This window comes from Ruegeria sp. CDSC085, assembly GCF_059610465.1.
The window spans coordinates 105660-126842 of sequence record NZ_JBXWNR010000011.1; the positions used below are offsets into that span (position 1 = coordinate 105660).

The 21183-nt window shown below is 55.5% G+C and carries 13 protein-coding genes, 1 tRNA gene and 2 pseudogenes; 10 read left to right on the top strand and 6 right to left on the bottom strand.

The annotated features are described in order from the left end of the window. Window positions 1-76: 76 nt before the first annotated feature. Complete coding sequence (locus AC2FJB_RS15925) at window positions 77-3601, top strand: flavoprotein (RefSeq protein ID WP_496719480.1); 3525 nt, start codon at window positions 77-79, stop codon at window positions 3599-3601. On the opposite strand, the gene AC2FJB_RS15930 is transcribed toward AC2FJB_RS15925, so the two are convergent. The 3 genes from AC2FJB_RS15930 to AC2FJB_RS15940 form a co-directional block, all read right to left on the bottom strand. Further along, window positions 3598-4761 (bottom strand): hypothetical protein, encoded by a 1164-nt coding sequence (locus AC2FJB_RS15930; RefSeq protein WP_496685692.1) that lies wholly within the window; start codon window positions 4759-4761, stop codon window positions 3598-3600. The two genes, AC2FJB_RS15925 and AC2FJB_RS15930, sit on opposite strands and share 4 nt — an antisense overlap. 20 nt (window positions 4762-4781) lie before the next feature. Beyond that, window positions 4782-8057, bottom strand: a complete 3276-nt coding sequence (locus AC2FJB_RS15935) for an adenylate/guanylate cyclase domain-containing protein (RefSeq protein WP_299900286.1) — start codon at window positions 8055-8057, stop codon at window positions 4782-4784. 108 nt (window positions 8058-8165) lie between these two features. Next, complete coding sequence (locus AC2FJB_RS15940) at window positions 8166-9059, bottom strand: LysR family transcriptional regulator (RefSeq protein WP_496719481.1); 894 nt, start codon at window positions 9057-9059, stop codon at window positions 8166-8168. Window positions 9060-9161: 102 nt separating this feature from the next. Between AC2FJB_RS15940 and AC2FJB_RS15945 the strand changes: the two genes are divergently transcribed. The 7 genes and pseudogenes from AC2FJB_RS15945 (at window position 9162) to AC2FJB_RS15975 (ending at window position 15635) form a co-directional block, all read left to right on the top strand. Continuing rightward, on the top strand, window positions 9162-10604 hold the full coding sequence (locus tag AC2FJB_RS15945) for an aldehyde dehydrogenase family protein (RefSeq protein WP_205511855.1): 1443 nt from the start codon (window positions 9162-9164) through the stop codon (window positions 10602-10604). Continuing rightward, complete coding sequence (locus AC2FJB_RS15950; RefSeq protein WP_496719482.1) at window positions 10604-11578, top strand: membrane dipeptidase; 975 nt, start codon at window positions 10604-10606, stop codon at window positions 11576-11578. Before AC2FJB_RS15945 ends, AC2FJB_RS15950 begins: the two co-directional genes overlap by 1 nt. A gap of 4 nt (window positions 11579-11582) precedes the next feature. Continuing rightward, on the top strand, window positions 11583-13271 hold the full coding sequence (locus AC2FJB_RS15955) for a hypothetical protein (protein WP_496719483.1): 1689 nt from the start codon (window positions 11583-11585) through the stop codon (window positions 13269-13271). Beyond that, window positions 13268-13897 (top strand): DUF3726 domain-containing protein, encoded by a 630-nt coding sequence (locus AC2FJB_RS15960; RefSeq protein WP_496719484.1) that lies wholly within the window; start codon window positions 13268-13270, stop codon window positions 13895-13897. The genes AC2FJB_RS15955 and AC2FJB_RS15960 overlap by 4 nt, the downstream gene beginning before the upstream one ends. Window positions 13898-13908: 11 nt before the next feature. Further along, on the top strand, window positions 13909-14925 hold the full coding sequence (locus AC2FJB_RS15965; protein ID WP_496719485.1) for an Ldh family oxidoreductase: 1017 nt from the start codon (window positions 13909-13911) through the stop codon (window positions 14923-14925). Window positions 14926-14988: 63 nt separating this feature from the next. After that, window positions 14989-15330 (top strand): annotated as a pseudogene (locus AC2FJB_RS15970) (transposase); the annotation flags it as partial. A 65-nt stretch (window positions 15331-15395) separates the two neighbouring features. Next, window positions 15396-15635 (top strand): annotated as a pseudogene (locus AC2FJB_RS15975) (transposase). A gap of 412 nt (window positions 15636-16047) precedes the next feature. Here the strand turns inward: AC2FJB_RS15975 and AC2FJB_RS15980 are convergent. Further along, a complete protein-coding gene (locus AC2FJB_RS15980; RefSeq protein ID WP_496818653.1) occupies window positions 16048-17187 on the bottom strand; it encodes a phosphatase PAP2 family protein in 1140 nt (379 codons plus the stop codon). A gap of 35 nt (window positions 17188-17222) precedes the next feature. After that, window positions 17223-19022, bottom strand: a complete 1800-nt coding sequence (locus AC2FJB_RS15985) for an adenylate/guanylate cyclase domain-containing protein (RefSeq protein WP_496719487.1) — start codon at window positions 19020-19022, stop codon at window positions 17223-17225. Window positions 19023-19127: 105 nt separating this feature from the next. Between AC2FJB_RS15985 and AC2FJB_RS15990 the strand changes: the two genes are divergently transcribed. Together AC2FJB_RS15990 and AC2FJB_RS15995 are read left to right on the top strand one after the other, a co-directional pair. After that, on the top strand, window positions 19128-20429 hold the full coding sequence (locus AC2FJB_RS15990) for a S8/S53 family peptidase (protein ID WP_496719488.1): 1302 nt from the start codon (window positions 19128-19130) through the stop codon (window positions 20427-20429). Window positions 20430-20533: 104 nt separating this feature from the next. Further along, window positions 20534-21088: a hypothetical protein gene (locus AC2FJB_RS15995; protein ID WP_496719493.1), complete on the top strand. Its 555-nt coding sequence runs from the start codon at window positions 20534-20536 to the stop codon at window positions 21086-21088. 18 nt (window positions 21089-21106) lie between these two features. Here the strand turns inward: AC2FJB_RS15995 and AC2FJB_RS16000 are convergent. Further along, window positions 21107-21183, bottom strand: a tRNA-Met gene (locus AC2FJB_RS16000).

Consider the following 21183-nt stretch of genomic DNA (forward strand, 5'->3'; position numbering starts at 1 on the left):
CCGGGGGGAAACAGTTGTGCCCATAGATCAAATTTCAAAATCAAGATCATACATCCCAAATGACGCAGACTGGAAGGTGATATATGATGTCCTTCCGGGGAACCCAGCCGTAATCAACCCGCATTTCGAGTGCATCGAGGTGACCGGAAACACGGTTCTGCCAGCGAACGGCATGTATATCGTGCTGCGCGGCGTGGTTCAGTTGCGCCAGAACGGAAATCCATTGGCCAGTGCGGATGTCGGCGATTACTTCTATGAAGAACACCTGCAGATCTCGGATATCCCCGTCAGCCTGGAAGCGCTTGCGCTGGACGGAACCCGGCTGGCGTACCTGTCCAGCAAAAACTGGCTTCAGATACCAGAAAGCATCCGGCAACCCTGTTTTGCAACGATGTTTGGTGATCTGGTCAGCGTTCAGTTGCATAATTTTCAACAGCCAATCAATTGTTGCAGTGTCACCGCGGCCGCCCTCAGCATGTCGGCGCTGGGGTTCAGCTGCGAAGTGAATGACATCTTCCGCGAATGCGCATTGCCTTCGTCATTTGTCGTGAACGATGGAATCTCGCTGGGCGAGCTTTTTGACGTCGCCTGCACTTACATCCACACACAAGGGCTTCGCGAGAGGGTTCAGGTTCAGGCCTATTTCATGGACGCAGACACAACCAGTGTGCCGCTGTTGCTTGAGGCGATCGACGAATCCAACCGCCTGGGCGGTGACAACGACATTCTGGTGGCGAATTTCCAGGTCGGTGTCGCCCATGGCAAAGACAATATGCCCGGCGGCCACTTTGCCGTCATCGCCAAGTGCAACCCAAGCACGGGGCTGGTGCATATGATGGATGTGCATCCTGAAAAATACGGCAAGCTTTGGGTAACAACCGTGGAGCGGTTGTGGCAAGCCATGTCAGATCGAGACGGAACCTCGATGCGGTCCCGCGGCCTATTGCGGTTTTCGGCAAGGGCAGCGGTCAAGACGCATCTGAAGACGTTCAAGCAGCGGTGCAATTACGTCGACAGCACGCGTTACCTGGCAAAAGATCCCAAGAAACGCCGCAACCTGTTCCGCCGGGCCACGCCCAATATGAACTCATTGGGTGTGTTGGCGGAAAGCCTCGCCATTCACGGCGACAACAGAGTGGACGAGGACGAGCTGCTGCGGGCGACAGAGGCATCGTTTACGGATGCCGTCAGCCGGGTCGCCACTGCCGAAGACATGCATGACATGGCGCAAAAATACCTTAGCCAGTCCGAGAACGTGCATCTGAGCAGTTCGTTTCAAAGCTTTGAAACCCGTAACGATACATCGATCCAAACCCCGCAAGACTGGTTCAAGGCACTCTTGAAAAGCCTGAACACCAACAAAGATCGTCACCTGATGATCAATATCGATTTCAATCGCGTCACCGGGATCGAAGCGATCCGCCCGCCGGACAACGTGTACCGGGAAACCGCCCTGCTGGAAGAGTTCTGGTGTCTTTGCATTGCTTATGACGAGGACCAGGACGTTGTCACCATAGTCGACATGAGCCCTGCGACATCGCAGGTCTGGCAGGCACCGCGCGGCAACATCTTCCGCGGGTTGCGCGATCTGGAAGACCCCGCATTGGTGATGATCGAAGAGATCGACCCGCCCGAAGACCCAAGCGATGTTGCCAGTATCATCAAGCACAATAAGATGGTTCTGTTCTACGAAGATGAGGACCCCTGGTCCTACATGCTGCGCAGCGTTCTTTCGAATATCGGGGCAACAACCGTCAAGCAGATCGATGTGGGTGGACGCGATCCCAATATGATCAGGATGCGGCGGCAATTGGTGACACTCGGCGAAAGACCAGATCCGCCATATTTGTTTTTCAAAGGCGGGTGCATCAGCAAAAGCGATGAGCTGGAAGACATTGTGGACATGATCAGGGCCGGTGAATTGCAGGCTAAGATGCGCACGGAAGGGTTGCCTGTATCAGAGCTGAATGAGACCCCTAGCCTTGAAAAGAACCCGTTCGGCTATCCCAAAGGAGTTATGAATCAGGTCAACGCCGGCAAGCGAAACGTATTGTTGTGCGCCTGCGGGTCGTCGGCGGCAGACAAAATCCCGGAACTCGTCGAACGCATCGTCGATGCAGGGCATAACGTGAAACTGATCCCCTCCGTCTCGGCCGAGAAGTTCTTTCGCGATTTCGGGGCCGAGCGGATCGACGCCAAGATCACCCATCATGACTATTATCGCGACGATGATGAGTGGAATTTCCGCTACTTGAAATTTGACATGCCGGTGCGGGCATCGCATCTGGCGCTGTGCGACTGGGCCGATTGCGTCATCGTGGCGCCCATCACCTGCAACACGATGGGCAAAGTGGCCAACGGTATTGCCGACAACCTTCTGACCTCGGTCTTTGTGGCGTGGCAGTATCAGAAGAAACCGGTGATCCTTTGCCCCGCCTGCAACACGAACATGTGGAACAACATCACCACGCAGAACAATGTCGACAAGCTGAAAACGCTGGGTGTCGACTTCATCGGGCCGCGCGAAGGTCGCCTGTCAAACGGCCGGATGGGTATCGGCATGATGGCAACTCCGGACCAGGTCATGGAAGCTTTGGCGGACGCCTTCGAGGAGTTGGACGATCAAAAATATCGCGTCTGCAAATGGGCGCGCGAAGCTGCCGCCGCCGATGACATCAACGAATGGAAACGCGTGTTCCGCGCCATCGACGAAGAGATCGTCGGCGTCAACATCGTGGACGAAGCCCATGGCGATTCCCTGCTGCACTATGCAGCCGGTGGTGAAGGTGAGCTGAACGAAAGCGGCCATGATCTGGGCAAGCCGGATTATGAAGCTGCTCAGGACCTGATCGATCGTGATATCGACGTCAACATTGTCAACGATCACGGGTTCACGGCATTGCATGTGGCGGTGATGAACAAGGCGCCGAAGATGGTCGAGATTCTGCTGGGTGCTGATGACATGGATGCGACCTCGTGCATCGAATTCGTTCAGGGCATGCAGATCGAACCCGAAATCCGAACCATGCTGGACGCTTGGGCGCAAGATCACAACCTGAAGATGGCAGACCCTGAACAGGGGCGTGACGAAAGCTTCGTGGCCGTCAAAGAACCCTCTTACCTGTATTTCACCTATGGGTCCCTGAAGCAGGGGTTCCCCAATCATGACGCACACAGCAAAGTTCTGAACGACTTCGTGGGAATGGCGCGCACCCGGCAACCGATGCCCCTGATCATCCCGAAGGAACCATTCTGCGACAATCCCAACTGTGGGTATCTGCATCGCATGGCAACGCTTGTGGATCAGCAGGGGATGGGCAAGCAAGTGGGTGGAGAAGTCTACCGTGTCACCGAATCCGGCCTCAGCGAACTGGACAGGCTGGAGGGGTATCACGGCCCCGGCTCACCCCAGAATGTCTATGTCCGCAAGAAGATCAACGTCGTCGTCGAGGGTGTAATGAAACCTGCCTACGCCTATGTGATCGCGGATCCCGAAAAATACCTGAAAAGCTGGCGCGAGGGCACATCTGAAGTGGTAAGCGACTACACGCTGGATATGGCGCAGGGCGAACCCAAACCCGGGTTTGAACCCGTGGTCTAGCATTCTTGCGTGCTGATCGGTGGCGGTTCGGAACTGTTCTTGATGCTGAGATTATAGGCCGTGATCGCCACCATGCACAGCAACACGAAAGGCCAGAAACTGGCCTTTGGAATCAGGTTGTCCCGATAGTGGATGATCCGCAGCGACGGCACCGCCTCTGAGGCGAAAAGGTAGGTATTGATCGAAACCGCCAGCAGCAAGAAATACATAAGGAAAAAGAACGACTCCATGTAGATCACAGGTGAGCCTGCAAATCCTTCGCGCAGCTGCACATGGGCCAGCAGGATCACGAAGAACAGAACCGAACAGGTGCCGATCACGCTGGACGTGCTGAAGTCATGTCGCTCCACCAGACCCTCGCGGCGCGTGACGGTCATGACCGCACCGAACAGCAGCATCACCACAACAAGCAATGGAATCATGTGAACGATGAACGCGTTTGCGAAATTGCGCTTGATAACGAAGTTGTAATGCAACTCGGGTGCGTTGGTTTGGTATGCGTTCTGTCGTATGCCCAGCGTCGTATCCAGATTTGACAGCTTGTAATCGAAATAGGTGTTTTCACGCTCCCACGTGCCCATCACGATCCGGTTGTCGATCCCAAAGATGTCATCCGGTCCGGTCGCCGGATAAGCCTCAAAGTCGGGCACCAGCGCGACATTGACCTCAAAAGAGGCCGGCCAGAACCGTACCCAAACCGTTTTGTGATCGAAGGGGTAACTGGTGTAGTCGAAGCTCTGGCGCAGAGTTTGTTCGAAATACCAACCAATCAAAACGCCGTCGGGTTGCGGCAACCGATAGGCCTGTTCGATAAGGCCGTTTGCCGTATCGACCGCTTCGGGCAGAAGAAACCCAGCCTCACCTTCGGCAGGAATGATCGCATCATGTTCACCTGCTTTGTAGTGCTGCCAGATATAGCCGGTAAGCTGTATATCGCTGGCGCCAAGAAAGCTGAATGACTTTATGAAAATCCCCGTTCTCAAACGGTAGTCCGGTGCAACGTCCAGCTTGCACAGATATGCATCTACCGCAGCCTGATCAGGCAGTTGTGTCGGGTCTCCTTCGAAATGGTTCAGTTCGATCCAAAGCTTGAGCAACAAAGCGGCCAACCCAAAGGTCAGCAAACCCGAGATAAGCCACACCTTTCTTTCGACGCTCATTCAGCCACCTGCCTTGCCGCCTATTCCGCCAGAAAGTCCGCTCGGCCCAGCAACGATTGCGTGATGCCCATCGCCGCAAACTGCTCATTCAGATCGGCAAATCCGCTATGCTGTGACGGTGGGATATTCTGCTTCCCGCTCTCGGCCAATAGTCGTGCTTGACGAATGGACAGGTCAACCATTGGCAAAGGCTCATTCTTGGTGAACGCGGCAAGCCCATCCGCATATTCAATTGCGGCATCCCAATCACCGCGCGCGAGCATGACAACGCTGGCATCGGGGTAAAAGTGCAAATGGCTGTGGCCGACACATCCCTCGGCGATTATCTCAGAGCCCAGCTTCAAAAGGCGTGTTTGCTCATCCGGGTCCGTTTCGGCCATCGCCAGGGCAGAAAGGGCCTTGGGTCCAACAAAACTCCGGCCATGTTCAAGCGCAATTTCGACTGCTCGCAGACCAGTTTCACGTGCGCGCCCCGCTTGACCGGCATACACTTGCGTTCTGGCCAGGTGTTCCAACGCCTGCGCTTCAAGGCGTTTTGCCCCCACGCGCTCTGCGATTTCGGCAGAGACACCAAAGGCTTCAAGCGCACGGTCGAGACTGCCCAGAAAGGTCTCGGCCACACCAAGGCATGTTTGCGCGACGCATTCCGGAACGAAGGCAAAATACGTCTGCGAGATTTCAATCGCCTCGTTGGCATCTGCTCTGCCCTGCCCGACATCCCCCGTATAGCTGCGCGCAACACTGAGATTGTGCAGGTTGGCCGCAAGGTCTCGAACCAGCCCTTTTTCACGCGCCCGTTCAACGGCTTGGGTGTAGAATCCTGTCGCCGTCTTCATCGTGGCATTCATGAAATTGGCGTCGCCAAATCCACTTAGCGCGCCGACTTCCAGACGAGCAGACTCGAGCTTGCGAGCCAGCGAAAGGGCGCGTTCATTGGCCTTCAGCGCTTCGGTGTTCCGACCCAGCGGGAAGTAAACGTTACCGCGCACGTAGTTTATCTGAGCCACATCTTCTTCAGACCCGCAGCGCTCTGCCGCTGCCTCAGCAATGTCGAGCGCTTCCAGCGCGTCCTGATAAAGGCTTGCTTGCCGCGCCGCCTGCGCCAACCCGGTATGCGCCCTCGCGACTTGTTCATCGGTTTCCGCCAAACTGGCCGCGTCCTTGAACTCCTCCAAGGCTTCGTTTGACAACCCCTGCAACCGATGCGTTTCACCCCGCGCGCACAGCAGATCAAATCGGACACCCGCCGGGGACGGCAATTCCAAAGCACGCTCGATCAATGGGCTGGCGTCGTCGAACCGGAAGGCTTGGATCAATTTATCCGCAGCCTCCAGATAGGCTTGCGCTGCGTTATTGGCTCCGGCCCGGTCCAGATGTTGGGCGCGCAAGGTGGCATCTCGATCCTCAAACCACTGAGCCGCCTGTCGATGCAGACGGGCCCGTTCGGATTTGACCAAAGTGGCATAGGACCCGTCCCGGATCAGCGCGTGGGCAAACATGAGATCAGGTCCGGCCTCTCGGATCAACGCCGACCGGATCAGGTTACTTGTGTCCAGATGTCCTTCGCCCAGAATGAAATTCAGAACTTCGGGCGAGAACCTTTGACCCAGAACCGATGCGGCCTGAAGGGCGGTTCGACTAGTGCGATCCAATGCATCCAATCGCGACTGGACGATACCCTGAATACTTCCGGGCACACTTTCCTGCTTGAGTACGTCTGTGTTGCGCAACAGCTGTTCCAGAAACAACGGGTTGCCGCCCGCCCGTTGCACACATGTTTCCAGCAAGTCCTGATCGATGGCCCGGAACTCTTCGACCAGTTGCCTGACATGCTCCTCTCCCATAGGCGCCAGTTCCAGCTTTGACACCAGCGCGCCGTCCGTCGCCATCTGCCAGTCCCTGTCGATCGGATCGCCCTCGGCCCGACTGGACATCATCAACACACAGGGAATATTCCGCGTCGCTGCGGCGATATGCGAACAGGCCGTCAGGATGTCAGGGGTCGCCCAGTGGATGTCCTCAATCTGAATAAGCAGGGGCGATTCCTGGCTGCTGGCCGAAAGCAGTTCCTCAAGAACCTGACGCCGACCCCGCAGGCGGGTCTTGTTGTCCATCACGGCATAGACCTCGGCCAGACCCGGGTCTTGCTCAAGCTCAAGCAAGGCATTGAGATGCGCGGCGTTGGAAGGACTGACCCAGCCCCTGCTGATCGCGTCTTTTGCGACAGCCGCCCCTGTTTCCGCCCCATCCGACGCTTCAAGTCCCAGAATGCTGCGGGCGACGGTCTGAATCGCTGAATGACCTTCGCGCGCACCGAAATCCACCACAACGCCGTTGTGGATCGTGTAGGACAGGCTGGTGGCCAGTTCCGCCACCTGCTCGGACAGGTGGGTTTTTCCAATTCCGGGTTCGCCCAGAACGATATGTACTTCACCTTTGCCATGGCGCTGGCACCGGTCGAAAGTGGCTGAGAAAATCGACATCTCACGCTCGCGCCCAATGAATTTGTGCCGTCTCGTTCGAATGTTCCTGGCCAACCGGTCCAGACGCCAGACCTCAACCGGTTCGTTCAGCCCCTTGATCGCCTTGACCCCGATGGAGTCGCCCACGAACAACGGACCCAGCGCGCGTTGAATGTCATGTGAGACCAGCGTTTCCCCTGCCGCTGATATGTCCGTGAGACGGGAGGCCAAGTTTACGCCATCTCCTGTCACCGTGTATTCCGTATGTGACTGGCTGCCGGTTGAACTGGCAATGACCTGACCCGAAGAGATGCCGATATGGCAGGAAAGCGGCGGCGATAACGTCGGAAGAACCGCGTGAATTTCAGCCGCAGCGCGTGCTGCCCTTTCCGTGTCGTTGGTATGTGAGATCGGCGCCCCGAAAACAGCCATGACCGCATCACCAATATGCTTGTCGATGCGACCCCCGTATTTTTCGACCACATTGTCCACTTTGCTGAAGAACTGATTGAGCAGCGCGTGCAGATCCTCGGCATCCAGTTCGCTGGAAATTTTCGTGAACCCGGTCAGGTCAGCAAACATCACCGTGACCTGCCGCCGTGCGGGTTCATGCGGTGCCGTTGGTTCAGGCTCTGCCGCGGTGTGGGCGGAATCAAGTTGCTCGATAGCACGCAACAGCCGCCGACGATCGCCGACAGCAGTAACACCGATTTCGATCAGATCCTCTGCCGTCAAATCTGGCAGAATGGAAAAGTCAATCTTGTTGTCAATGAAGGCCTGCGCGTACTCGTTCAATCCATTTGCGCTCAACCAGCCCCTCAGGTCTTGAGACATATCGCCACTCTGAAGTCCCCCACGTCAAGCGGGAACCTAGCATGGCAGCGGGCCCGAGTCTGCAAAAACCAAATTAATTCGTGATTTTGAGCAGGGTTAATCCATTTTTCATGCGTTCACCTGGCTTGCATTTCCAAACCCGTTCGACAGGACAAATGAACGGCAGGCCTCGGAGATTTCTCGAAATCGCGCTCTTTCCCTTACATAAAGATACACCTCGCGCCTGTCCGGCAAATCCGAAATCGGACGAAAGGCAACTGCGTCCGGGATGAATTGCGCGACGGTCTGCGGCAAGACCGTTATCCATTGGCCTGCTCTGACCGTCGTGATCAGGGAATGCGTGTTGTGAATGGTAACCTCGGCCCCGTCCAGAATCTCTCTGAAAGGCGCGGACTCGATAAAGTCACACAGGGCGTTTCGAACGAAAGGCTCAGCCACCAGATCCGAAATGGCTGGCGGTTCTGCCCGTGTCATCAGCGGATGATCGGACGCTGCAACCAACCCGAAGCGATCCTGAAACAGCGGCTCTGCACTGACCCCGTTTAGTGGATGATGGCCGGACGCAATGCCGATATCAGACGTGTCGCCGGCAACCGCATCCAAAACCTGCTGCGAATCTCCGTCACGCAACTCGATCTTCAGGCCGGGAAAGCGAGAAGTCATATGATCCAGCAGGGCAGGAAAGACCAACGCCCCCACGGACGGCACCGATACGATACGGATCAACCCATGCTCGGCCTGTGCCGCCAGTTCAATGTTCTGAACGGCCTGGTCAAAATCCCGCACCTGTTTGAGTGCGAGGTCAAGAACTTGCTGACCCAGCGGCGAAAGGTGGTTTTTCCGTTCCCCTTCAAACAGCTTCTTGCCCAGATGCTCTTCGAATTGCTTCAGCATCATTGAGACGGCAGATTGTGTCCTGCCCAGACGGCTGGCTGCCTCGGCAAGATTTCCGGTTTGTGCCACGGTGCAAAAGCACCGCAGCATTTCTACTTTCACGGCCATACTTCAATCTTTCTGAAATTTACTAAAGTTATTTGAGTTTGACTGATATCGCCAGCAAGTTCCATTCTTTCGCAAACTGAACTTACGAAGTTGGGGCCTGACGTGACCAAACTGAATCTGATTGCCGGCGAATGGCTGGCGGGTGAAAGCGAAATTGAAAACCGCAATCCATCGGACCTGAGCGATCTGGTCGGTATGTTCGCGCAGGCCAGTGCCGATCAGCTTGAGGCAACGCTGGATCAGGCGCGTGTGGCACAGTTGGAGTGGGCTGCCTACGGGTTAGAGCGCAAGCAGGCTGTACTGAACGCCATCGGCAACGAGCTGATGGCCCGTGCCGAGGAACTTGGCACATTGCTGAGCCGCGAAGAAGGCAAGCCGCTGGCCGAAGGCAAGGGCGAGGTTTACCGTGCCGGTCAGTTCTTCACTTACTATGCTGCCGAATGTCTGCGACAGATCGGTGAGAACGCCGATTCCGTGCGCCCGGACATCGAGGTTGACGTGCGCCGCGAGGCTGTTGGCGTGGTTGCCATCATCAGCCCGTGGAACTTCCCCACCGCAACGGCCTCGTGGAAGATCGCCCCGGCGCTTTGCTATGGCAACGCGGTTGTGTGGAAACCCGCCAATATCACCCCTGCCTCGGCCGTGGCACTGACCGAAATCATCACGCGGCAAGACATCCCCAAGGGTTTGTTCAGCCTGGTGATGGGCTCGGGCCGTTCCATCGGTCAGCGTCTGGTGGAAAGCCCCAAGGTCAATGCGATTTCATTCACCGGATCGGTTCCCGTGGGTAAAGGCATTGCTGCTGCGGCGATCCAGAACCTGACCAAAGTGCAGATGGAAATGGGGTCCAAGAACGCGCTGGCCGTGATGGACGATGCCGATTTGGATCTGGCGGTGACGCTGGCACTGGGCGGGGCCTTTGGCGGTACCGGTCAGAAGTGCACCGCTTCGTCGCGTCTGGTCGTCCACGCGGGCATCCATGATGCCTTCGTCGAAAAACTGGTGGCCGGTGCACAGGCCATGAAGGTTGGCCACGCGCTGGAGGACGGGGTTCAGATGGGTCCGGTCGTCAGCCAGCAGCAGTTGAATGAAAACCTCGCCTATGTCGATCTGGGCAAATCCGAAGGCGCCGAACTGGCCTGTGGTGGTCAGCGGCTGGAGATGCCCCATGACGGTTTCTACATGTCGCCGGGCGTATTCCTGAACACCACCAACGATATGCGCATCAACCGTGAAGAAATGTTTGCGCCTCTGACATCCGTCATCAAGGTCGGTAGCTATGACGAGGCGCTGAGCGTGGTCAACGACACGAATTTCGGCCTGACCTCGGGCATCGTGACCAAGTCGCTGGCCCGCGCCACTCATTTCCGTCGCAATGCACGCACCGGCGTCGTGACAGTCAATCTGCCCACCGCTGGTACTGACTATCACGTGCCTTTCGGCGGTCGAGGTGACAGCTCGTACGGACCACGCGAACAGGGCAAGGCGGCGGCTGAATTCTACACGACCGTCAAAACCGCCTATATCAGCGCGGGCCCTGTCTGATGCGAATCGACGGCCTGCAATATGCCAACTGGTCGGAAAAGATCTTCCGCCAATTACGCGAAGGGGGCGTGGACGCGATCCACGTCACCATCTCCTATCATGAGAATTTCCGCGAAACGGTTCTGAACTTCGAGAAATGGAACCGCTGGTTCGAGCAATACCCGGACTTGATCATGAAAGGCCGGTGGGCCAGCGATATCGACACAGCTCGTGAAACAGGCCGAACCGCAGTGTTCTTCGGATTTCAAAACCCGTCACCCATCGAAGACGATATCGGACTGGTCGAAATCCTGCACGATCTGGGCGCGCGGTTCATGCAATTGACCTATAACAACCAATCCCTGCTGGCGACCGGTTGTTACGAGGCCGAAGACACCGGCATCACACGTATGGGCAAGCAGGTCATCAAAGAGATGAACCGCGTGGGCCTTGTGGTCGACATGAGCCATTCGGCAGACCGTTCCACGATCGAGGCGGCTGAAATCTCGGACCGGCCCATCGCGATTACACACGCCAATCCGCACGCATGGTCCCCGGCCCTACGCAACAAGCGGGATGACGTCATCCGCGCGGTAACGGAAAATGGTGGGATGCTGGGCTTTTCGGTCTACCCTCACCACCTGAAGGACAAGTCCGATTGCACGCTGGAGAGCTTCTGCGAAATGATCGCCCGCACTGCCGATAAACACGGGGCCGAGCATCTGGGGATCGGCACTGACTTGTGTCAGGATCAGCCCGACAGCGTCGTTGAATGGATGCGTGTGGGGCGCTGGACGAAAGAAATCGACTATGGCGAAGGCTCTGCCTCGGCTCCGGGCTTCCCACCAATGCCGGGCTGGTTTCAGGACAATCGAGACTTTGGCAACATCGAAAAAGGGTTACGCGCGACCGGCCTGAACGATGACGAAGTGGCCGGGATCATGGGCAGGAACTGGTATCGGTTCTTTGCCGAGAACTTCGTCCCACAAAGGTAACCAAATGGAACCACACGCGCAGACAGAGATCGCCAGACGTGACCCAGCCACGGTCATGCGGCTGTCACGGTTGGGATCGCTACACCAATGTCGGCTCAGCTTTATGCGGCAACTGACCCGCCGCATGGCCGAAGAAAACTGGAGCTTTTCACGTCCCGCGTTTGAAATTGACGACAGAGGTGTAGGTCATGCGGTCTATACCGCGCAAGGCCCCGATCGGGCATATTCGCTGGTCGCCTTTGCCCACGACCTGCCACCCGAACAACGATCCGACCGGGTGATCGCCGAGGCCTGGGATGCCACCTTCACCTTGTTTGACGGCATTCCAACGGCGAAAGATATCGATCGTCTGTCGCAGAACGTTCCGTTGCAAGAAGCCGGACGCGTCAGCGAAGCCGAATTGTCCCTGTCTCGGGCCAACCGTTCCGTGCGGCTTTGGGCTCATGTGGTGGATCGTCTTGCAGTGGGGCAGCAACCCGATCTCGAACAGATCTACAAGGTCGGCTATCTGATGCGGACCACGGCAGTTTATGGGTCGGGCAAATTTGGCGCAGCGGACCGTGAAAAGACAGCCTGCCGGGTTGAAGTCAGCGGTCCATTCCAGATCGAGATGCTGTCGGTCTATCTGACCCGTGTCTTTGTGCGCGATCTGGTGCAGCATATGGCGCAGGTCAAAGGCGGGGATCGGACCGCAGAGCTTGATCCAGACATCGCCCGTTGGTTGGGCATCGGAAATTCGACTGGTCTGGGTATGGCTCCATTCATCGTCAATCACCCGGTGTTGTTCAACAACTGGATCATGGTGCGGGAAGAGGCAATCTCGCGCGTTCGGTCTATTGGGGCGGCTTCGGTTAAGGAGGCCCGCACATTTCGCGATATCTTTACGCGCAGCAAACAGTCAATCGCATGGTGGCAGTCTGAGCATCCCGTTCAGATTAGAAAGCTGGCGGCCCTGAATTCGGATCTGCAAAAAATCGAAGAGTATCTGGCCAAGGATGGCCTGACACAGGACCACCCCTGGAACCGTCTGATCTGTTGGTCCAAAACCACGCTGACCCAAGAAGGCCAAGAGCTGCTGGCCTCTCTGATCCTTGAACCTTATGGCACGCTTGTTGACGGGCTTGCGAGTTGCATGGCGGACACCAACACGGCCGCGCAGGTGATTGATGGTACAATGCCGGTATCGGCGGTGCGTGCGTTGATCCGGAACAGTTTTGACTGGGCCCAGAACCTTGATTGGACCGCCGCCGAAAACTGCGCGCGCGCGTGGTACGTATCCGAAGAAAAGCTGGAACCCCGACTAGGGGAACGGTTCGAAGAACCGATCTCGGATTATGAACAACCTCTTGCACCGGCACGGGATGCGACCTTGGCTTTCGAAGCAATGCAGGACTGGCCTAATGACACTCCGATAGCAGAGTTTCTGTTGCGCCATCCGGAACACCGCCATACCGTGCGCCGCGCACAAATCAGCCGCATCGCACCGTACGGTGAAATTCGTGACAACACGATCAGCGCGCAGGTGATGCCCATTGATATGCTGCGCGCCAAACTGTCCTTCTTTGGTGCAACGCATTTTGACCCGCGTTCGGATCGGTGGGTGCGTATCTGCATGTATGCAGGTGCACCCTACCCGGATGAGCTGAACACCGGGAACGCCGATCTTTGGGTTTATCCGGAGGTTGTGCAATGACCTTCTCGTTGAACGAAGTAGAGGCCACCGCCAAACGCGCGACCCGTGGGGCCGGATATGTCTGGGGTGTGGCGGAAGAAGCCGCAAAAGCAACCCGATGGCTGTGCGCCCAGGGGTTCGACGGGCCCGCGATCCTGGCTCAGCTGCTCCGGCGCGAATTTGCACCCGGCCTGGAACATCACGTTCCAGAGGTCCAGAACGGTATGTGGACCGGTGAACAGGACCTATGCCCGCTGATGACCGGAACGGCTTTGTCGGACTCTCCGACTGCGCTGTCCCAAGGCGCGGTTTCGGTTTCAAACGTTGCCGCACCGCTTCTGCTGCTTCCCTTTGTCGCCACTATGGCTAAAAGGCGAAAGACAATCCTGGAAGTCAGGATCGACGGTGTTTCCGCGAAAACAGATGGCATTCATCTAAATTGTGAAGACTTCGGAACGGACCAGGCTGACCGTGTCGTGATAGCCGAAGTTGACCACATTCAATCCGCTCGTTCCATGCATAGCCGCGCTGCTCCAAATCCTGAGGCCTGGCAGCTCCTCAACACCGTGGCGCATCGCACCTACGCTCCCGCAACTGAAGAATCCCGACTGCTTGGCGCTGGTTCAGGCTTGTCAGACAACGATTGAAGGATGATCCGATGACTGAAACCAGAACTCTCTCGCTTGCCGAAATCGAAGAGCTGTCATTCAATGCGCTGGTTGCCGCCGGCACAAGCGAAGAAAACGCACGCCCTTTGGCTGTTGCCACAGCCGCGACCGAGGCAGACGGCGTGGCCAGCCATGGGCTGGCGTATATCCCGATCTATTGCGAGCATGTTCAGTGCGGCAAGGTGGACGGTCAGGCAAAACCGGCCCTTGAAACCCCGCGTCCCGGCCTCGTCCGGGTCGATGCCAAAACCGGGTTTGCACATTCGGCCATTGATCTGGGTTTTGAGGCGTTGATCCCGGCGGCACGAGAACAGGGTATCGCCGCATTGGCAATTACCAACAGCTACAATTGCGGTGTTCTCGGCTATCACACTTATCGGCTGGCCCAGGCAGGGCTGGTTGGATTGGGGTTCACCAATGCGCCAGCATCCATCGCACCTTCGGGCGGATCGAAACCTGTTGTTGGTACCAATCCGTTCTCCATCGCTGCACCGGGTACGGATGGTCAACCCGCGCTGCTGATTGATCAAAGCGCCAGCACCATCGCCAAGAGCGAAGTGATGAAGCATGCACGGGAAGGAAAGGCCATTCCCGTCGGATGGGCGCTGGACGCTGACGGGAACCCGACAACGGACCCTAACGTTGGTCTGAAAGGCAGCATGGCCCCTTCGGGCGGCTACAAAGGCGTGGGTGTTGCTTTGCAGACCGAAGTCATGGCCGCTGCCCTTACGGGATCAACACTTGGGTTGAACGCTTCGCCTTTTTCCGGAACTGCCGGTGGCCCCCCAAAGACCGGGCAGTTTTTCATTGCGATTGATCCCGCAGCGTCGTCCGGTGGCGCGTTTTCGAACGCCATGGCGACTTTGGTTGAATCGATCAGAGCTCAGGACGGTGCGCATCTGCCCGGCGATGGCCGCCGCAGGAGCCGACTTTCATCAAGCAAAGCGGGTGTCGCAGTGAATTCCGCAACCCTGTCAAAGATTGAAGGAATTATCGGGTCAGACTAGGGTTAGGCTGCATTGATTTTCGGTGCGCCGCGTGATTCTCGGCTGTCAAAACCGAGCGGTGAACTGAGCGACCTTTGTTGGCTAACCGACGAGCTGATGGCGAAGCGCGCGCCCTTCTTCCGGAAGTGGCGCGGCAAGCCTCGGGGTGATGACAATCGGGTGTTGAGTGGGATTATCTTCATCAATCGCAATGGTTTGCGCTGGCGAGATGCCTCTGGCAAATACGGGCCTCACAAGACGCTTTGCAGCCGATGAAAGCGTTGGAGCCAGAAAGGCATCTTCGCGCGGATCTTGGCCGGTCTGACCGCCGTGCACGGCGAAGAGAAGACGGTCCTGATTAACGCGACCTATCTAAAAGCAGATCACATTGCGACCAGTATGGCCGCAAAAAAGGGGCGTGGCCGCCCGACCCAGCCCCCTGAAATCACGCCATTGAGATGTTAGTAATCCGTCCAAGAAAAGGATGGCTCATGAAACGCAGATTTTCAGACGAACAGGTCATTGGAATGATCAAGGAGTACGAGGCGGGCGTGAAAGACCAGGAGCTTTGTCGCCGCTAAGGCATCAGTGATGCGACTTTCTACAAATACAAAGCAAAGTTTGGCGGCATGAACGTGTCGGATGCCAAGAAGTTGCGGGCGCCGTTGCAGCGCCGCATGAGGAGGCTCCAAGCGCAGCAAGCCCCACGAGTTGCGAGGCTAAGTGTTTGATACCCGGCTTTAAAGATTGGTTGCGGGAGGATGCAGCCAGCGTTGTCGAACACGATTGTCGTGTCTCGTTTAGGTTTCGTGAATCAACATGCCTTGCGTCTCGAACAAAGTGTCTCAATGCCTAAGAAAGCGGGCGTCTGTGGCAGAGCTTTTTCCTCTGAGGAAGAAAGCATGGCACCTATCAACAGAGTAAACTGCGGGTGATTGAACTATCAGATCGGAAGGAAAGCGCTGCCTCGCCCAAAGGTCATTGTTTAACAAAACCTATGGCGAGTTGGCCTAGCCTTGCCCAAGCTGAGCCATATGGCGACAGCTCTCCCACAATCCAAACTAGCCGCTACTTGCGTCACCGTCGTCAAAAACAAATAGTAAGTTGCGGTCAGTGATGCCACTTCCTAAGTACTCTTGGTCGCTATGGCCATGGGTTGCGCGGCGGGGCCATTGGCCCGGCACCCCATTCCCGTCGCGCATTTGTCATAAGTTCACCAATACGACCAGCACTACGAATGATCGACGCATACGCGGCGTGCGCCAACCGCCGACCGGCTTCACTGTCGGAGGGGTAATGCAATCCGAGGATCTCACGATTTCTGGAAATCCGGCTCGCCATATCAAAGAGTGGATTTTCCCGATCCGGAGAAATCGTGACGTCAAGGATCGGGGTAGGCTCCAGTTTGTCCGCCATAGCTGCATTAAGTAGCAGCGCTGTTAGCCACGCTTGAGTTGCGTGCCCGCTTGGGAAGGAAGAATGTTCCGGCGGATCGATAGGTGGCATCAGAGTTGGGCATAACTGTGAAGGGCGTGGGCGATTGTAAAATGCCTTGAACAGCATGGCTAGGTGAGTACCAGCTTCGATCGCAAACGCCACCAACTTTGCAGTGTAAGGATGGGTGATGCGATTGAAGGTTATGATCCCACTGAAACACTGGTCAATCGAAACCGCCTGCTCAAGCGCCTCATCCAAAACCCCTGCCCGGTACTCAATGAGTCCGACCAATTCGACAAGTTCCTGATCAAGGAGGGTTAGCATACCAATCGGTGGCGGATCAGGCCAAGCCTCCAGTTCTTCATAGGGTGCATCAGCCGGAGCGACCGGGTCGAATTTAAACGGACCAGCCTCGGTGGCCGGAAAACCAAGCTTGTCAGGCCGACCTGAAACCGGAGCCCACGCCTGAATTGCCCGATCAAATTCAGGTAGTAAACTACGGGCGTAGTTGTATGGAGCCCAATGCGCATCAGTCCAAGATCCGACAATGCTTAAGTTATAAAACTCGTGCAGATGCAGGGGGCGATCCGTATTAGGATCAACACCTGTTCGGTGGGTATATTTCGGATCGACGTGAGGCCAAGACTGCCCACGCCACCACCAGAGATGCGGATCATTCGTTGTCGGATCATTAGAGGGCCGGATATCTGCGGTTATCCCAAGCACCCGCCCACCGCCAGCACCGCCGGCAGACCCCGTCATCGAGGAGTTCGAATTGTTGGAGTTGTTCGAATTATTGGAGTTATTGGAATTGTTGGAGTTATTAGAATTATTGGAATTGTGCATTTTACTTCCCCCTAAAAAAACTGATAAAAACTCGCCTAATCCGGTAGTCCAGATGCGCGAAGGTGCTCTAACCATGCCAGTTGAAGCTGTTCGTCTGCAAATGTTGAATGCGCCTTTGCGTATTCATCTACGCGGAATTCAGGCGCGTACTGCAACAAAGTGTATGCCGCGTCTTTTGCTCCAGTTGAATCGCCCTCCGCAGCAAGCGAAGCCGCCAGCAATCGCAACGATGGTAGGTGCCCGGCTTGTTCATCAAGAGCTCGGCGGGCCCAGTATGCAGCGAGCGCGTAGTTTCCGGCCGAATAATGTGCAATCGAAAGCCAATCAAACTCCCGAAACGGGATTTGGTCGAGTGGTATAAGTTGATGTGCTTGTTCAGCGTACTTCACCGCATCTTGTCCGCGACCAACATACGCCATGGTTCCAGCGGAAATCATGAGCACAAAAGTGTTTCCAGGTCCGATGTGCCGAGCCCGCTCCATCAGGGCCAAAGCCGCCTCGTGATCGTCGAGCATAAACGCTTTGGTTTGAGCAAGGACCGCAATCGCTTGTGCATTTGTGTCATCTAGTTCCACTGCGCGTTTCGCATCTTTTTCTGCGGCGGATGTTGCAAAATCACGGTCTTGAACCCATCCCTGAACAACCATCATGATCCACCAAGCGGCACGCCAACAATACGCTGCCGCAAAGTTTGGATCGTCTACAATTGCCTGATCCAGAAACGCGCGCGCTTCTGTATAATTTTCACGCGTCAAATACCTCATCAAGTCCAATGCTTTGAGCTGACAGTCATAGGCCGAGAACACTTCGGCAGGCTTGCGGAGCGCACGCTCCAATTCGGCGTGGCGCACTTGCGGAGCAATATTCGCAATAATCTCCGCCACCAGCTGATCTTGTTGATCAAAAATTTGGTCCTGCTCAATCTCGGAACGTTTTGACAACAAGGCCGCGCCGCTCTCGGATTCACTTAAAGTCACCGATAACCTTATCGTTCTATTTTGGCGTCTTAAGGTACCCTGAAGAACATAACGCACACCGAGAACGCGCCGCGCCTCCCTTGGATCGATCTGGCAATCCCGAAAACCGAGGGTGGACGCTCTCGCAATCACCACCATTTCATGCAAACCGGAAAGGGAACAAATTAAGTCCTCGACAAGCCCATCTGAGAAGTATCTGTCTTCGTCCGTTGCGCCGAGACTCTCAAATGGCATTATTGCAATGGATGGTATTTCGTCTCCCGCGCGTGACCCGCTCATGGCTGTTTCCAGATCCGAGTTCAGAGCATACGCGCGTACTGGTCTTTCAAAACCCTTGAGAGCAATGAACCCGAGGTCGCGAACCTCTGACGAACGCGACTCGCGGATGAACTCACAGGCAGCGTGAGATAAAATCACAGAATCTGCTGCTGCAGTTTCTTGTAAGCGTTTGGCCAAATTCACGCCATCGCCGAAGACGTCATCGTCAGTAAACAGAACAGTAGAAAAATTAATTCCTATCCGAAACCTTAACCCTTTCCATCGGGGATGGCCTGATGACCGATCTGCAATCAAGACCTTATGAATATTTTCAGCAAAGGCTACGGCTGACTTCACGCTTTTGAACGTCGCCAGCAACCCATCGCCCAGGTTTTTCCGTGTTTTTGCATCAAGTTGCTCCAACATCGGATATGCCATGGACGTCAAGAAATCATCAAGCACCGCAAAAGCGTGATCTTCATCTTTGGATGTCCACGAGGTAAAACCAACGGCATCCGCAAACATGATCGCCGCAAGTTTTTTTGCAGGGTCTTGAGCCGCAGATTCTGTGTTCCAGCTAAGTAGCGTTTGCTCAACCATATCCGCTGACGGGCCAAAATTGATTAACAGACCTCTTTTCTTTACACTAATTTCAAGGATTTTTCGACCAGAGCTTAAATTCCGCTCAATTGTGAGGCCGCGGCCATGTCCCAGACTAACAGATACATTATTTGGCGGGGAATCTCTGATTCAGATATTACCGACTGGATTGACAATCTCGAGCGGGCAGAATTGCTTATCGCAGAAACGAAAGACTTTGTTGTCGCACCAGCAACTGAGGACGAGGTGCGCAACGTGTTCAACAATTATCTAATTGATGGCCAAATCATTGCGCCGGACCTGACGGTGTCCGGAGGAGTCTCCGTCGCGGGTGAGTTCTTGGTTGGAATTGATGCGCCGATCGATTTTGCAGAATACAACGGACGGCGTAACATTCCGCCCGGACCTGCCTCATTTGACCGGTTTGGCGCCGAGAACCTGATAGATGCCTCTGCAATCCGTAACTTTGCCTCTTCGGGTATACAACGCGTAAATGTCGTGATTGTGGATGGGGGTTTGGACGAAGACTATCTAAAGTCGATTGGGTATTCTAACCCTTTGATTTCCCTTCAAGGTCCTTTGGTTAATAGGGACCCGACATACGCACGGCAAAACCGGAGGCACGCTAACGCTGTGGCCCGTAGCATTCTTTCGATCGCACCGGATATACACCTTATCGATGCGCCGATCTTGCCTGATCGTATTGATCATGTCGGTAAGTACACTTGGAATGTACTCGACATGGTTCTTAGGTTGTGGAAATTGATTGGCAAACGTCCTGGCGAGGCATGGGTTGTGGTGTGCGCTTGGGGTCTACTGGCTCGCAAGTATGACCGCTCCCTTGGTACTTATGCGGACAGCCACAAACATCCGCTGTCATCACTCTTTAAGTTCCTTGTAAAAAATAAAGTCGATGTTGTCTTTTCGGCTGGCAACAGCGGCCAATTTTGGCCCGATTTGAGAAGCGGGCACATGGATCGAGGCCCCTTCCGAAGCATTATGGGATCAAACGGTTTACCGTCTGTTCTTACCGTTGGTGCTGTGGACGCAACCGGAAGATGGATCGGAGAGAGTTCTCAAGGGCCAGAACCCACTGGTCTGCTACCTATTGGTACCAAGACCCCCCGAAAACCAGATATCTGTGCGCCAACGTGGTTTTGCGAAAACCACGACAGGCACGCTGCATTGACTGGTACTTCCGGCGCTTGTGCAGTCGCTGCTGGAGTCGTCGCCGCTGTAAGAAGGCGCAGGAGCCCAACGGCCTTGAAACCCGCTGGACTAATTGAAAAAATTCGCGATTCAGCTAAAGTTGCCGGCTACACCAAACGAGATGACCGCGCAACACCCGCCGAATGGAGAATGGGATCAGGAATAATTGACTGTGCAGAGCTCATAAAAGTACTTTAGCGATTTGCCCAATTGCGTATGTTTGGATTAGGTTCTGGACCCATCAATTTTGTTGCCGCTAGTTCGGTTGCATGATTCAAGTCCCCGAGTTTCAGGGGGGTTTCATGAGCAACCTATTCTGGCTGACTGAAGTACAGATGGCGCGCCTTCAGCCTTACTTTCCAAAGAGCCATGGCTATCGAATCCAGCGCATTCGGGGCCTAGGTACACGGTCCGGCTTTAGCAAGATTTTCATGTTCAAACGCAATCCCGATCAAACGATAGGGGAGAAGATCACTGTGAAGCGGAAGGACATTGCCGATTTGCACCACAAGTTCCGGGACAAACCCTATCAGGCGAACCGAACGTTGGGCGTGTTGTCCAAGATGTTCAAAATGGCGGAAATCTGTGGCTTGCGCCCTCACGGGTCAAACCCGTGCCGCCATGTCCCGAAATACATCGAAGGAAAGCGGGAACGATACCTGAACCAGAATGAACTTCAACGGCTCGGGCAGGTTTTGGCGGACGCGGAACGGGGCGGATCTGAGACACCGTTTGTGGTTGCCGCGTTCCGATTGCTGATCCTGACCGGCTGTTTCCGTCCCGCTTGTTTCCACAGTGCTTCCAGCGCGGACGGCGCAATGCAAAGAGCCCTGCGAGTTGCGAGGCTAAGTGTTTGATATCTGACGTTTTAGTGTTGGTTGCGGGAGTAGGATTTGAACCTACGACCTTCAGGTTATGAGCCTGACGAGCTACCGGGCTGCTCCATCCCGCG

What these genes read in the sequence shown, in the direction of transcription:
- AC2FJB_RS15950 (WP_496719482.1), top strand. Translation starts at nt 10,604, where the DNA reads ATGCGAATCGACGGCCTGCAATATGCCAACTGGTCGGAAAAGATCTTC.
- AC2FJB_RS15940 (WP_496719481.1), bottom strand. Translation starts at nt 9,059, where the DNA reads ATGGCCGTGAAAGTAGAAATGCTGCGGTGCTTTTGCACCGTGGCACAA.
- AC2FJB_RS15935 (WP_299900286.1), bottom strand. Translation starts at nt 8,057, where the DNA reads ATGTCTCAAGACCTGAGGGGCTGGTTGAGCGCAAATGGATTGAACGAG.
- AC2FJB_RS15985 (WP_496719487.1), bottom strand. Translation starts at nt 19,022, where the DNA reads ATGGTTGAGCAAACGCTACTTAGCTGGAACACAGAATCTGCGGCTCAA.
- AC2FJB_RS15960 (WP_496719484.1), top strand. Translation starts at nt 13,268, where the DNA reads ATGACCTTCTCGTTGAACGAAGTAGAGGCCACCGCCAAACGCGCGACC.
- AC2FJB_RS15930 (WP_496685692.1), bottom strand. Translation starts at nt 4,761, where the DNA reads ATGAGCGTCGAAAGAAAGGTGTGGCTTATCTCGGGTTTGCTGACCTTT.
- AC2FJB_RS15980 (WP_496818653.1), bottom strand. Translation starts at nt 17,187, where the DNA reads ATGCACAATTCCAATAATTCTAATAACTCCAACAATTCCAATAACTCC.
- AC2FJB_RS15965 (WP_496719485.1), top strand. Translation starts at nt 13,909, where the DNA reads ATGACTGAAACCAGAACTCTCTCGCTTGCCGAAATCGAAGAGCTGTCA.
- AC2FJB_RS15955 (WP_496719483.1), top strand. Translation starts at nt 11,583, where the DNA reads ATGGAACCACACGCGCAGACAGAGATCGCCAGACGTGACCCAGCCACG.
- AC2FJB_RS15995 (WP_496719493.1), top strand. Translation starts at nt 20,534, where the DNA reads ATGAGCAACCTATTCTGGCTGACTGAAGTACAGATGGCGCGCCTTCAG.
- AC2FJB_RS15990 (WP_496719488.1), top strand. Translation starts at nt 19,128, where the DNA reads ATGTCCCAGACTAACAGATACATTATTTGGCGGGGAATCTCTGATTCA.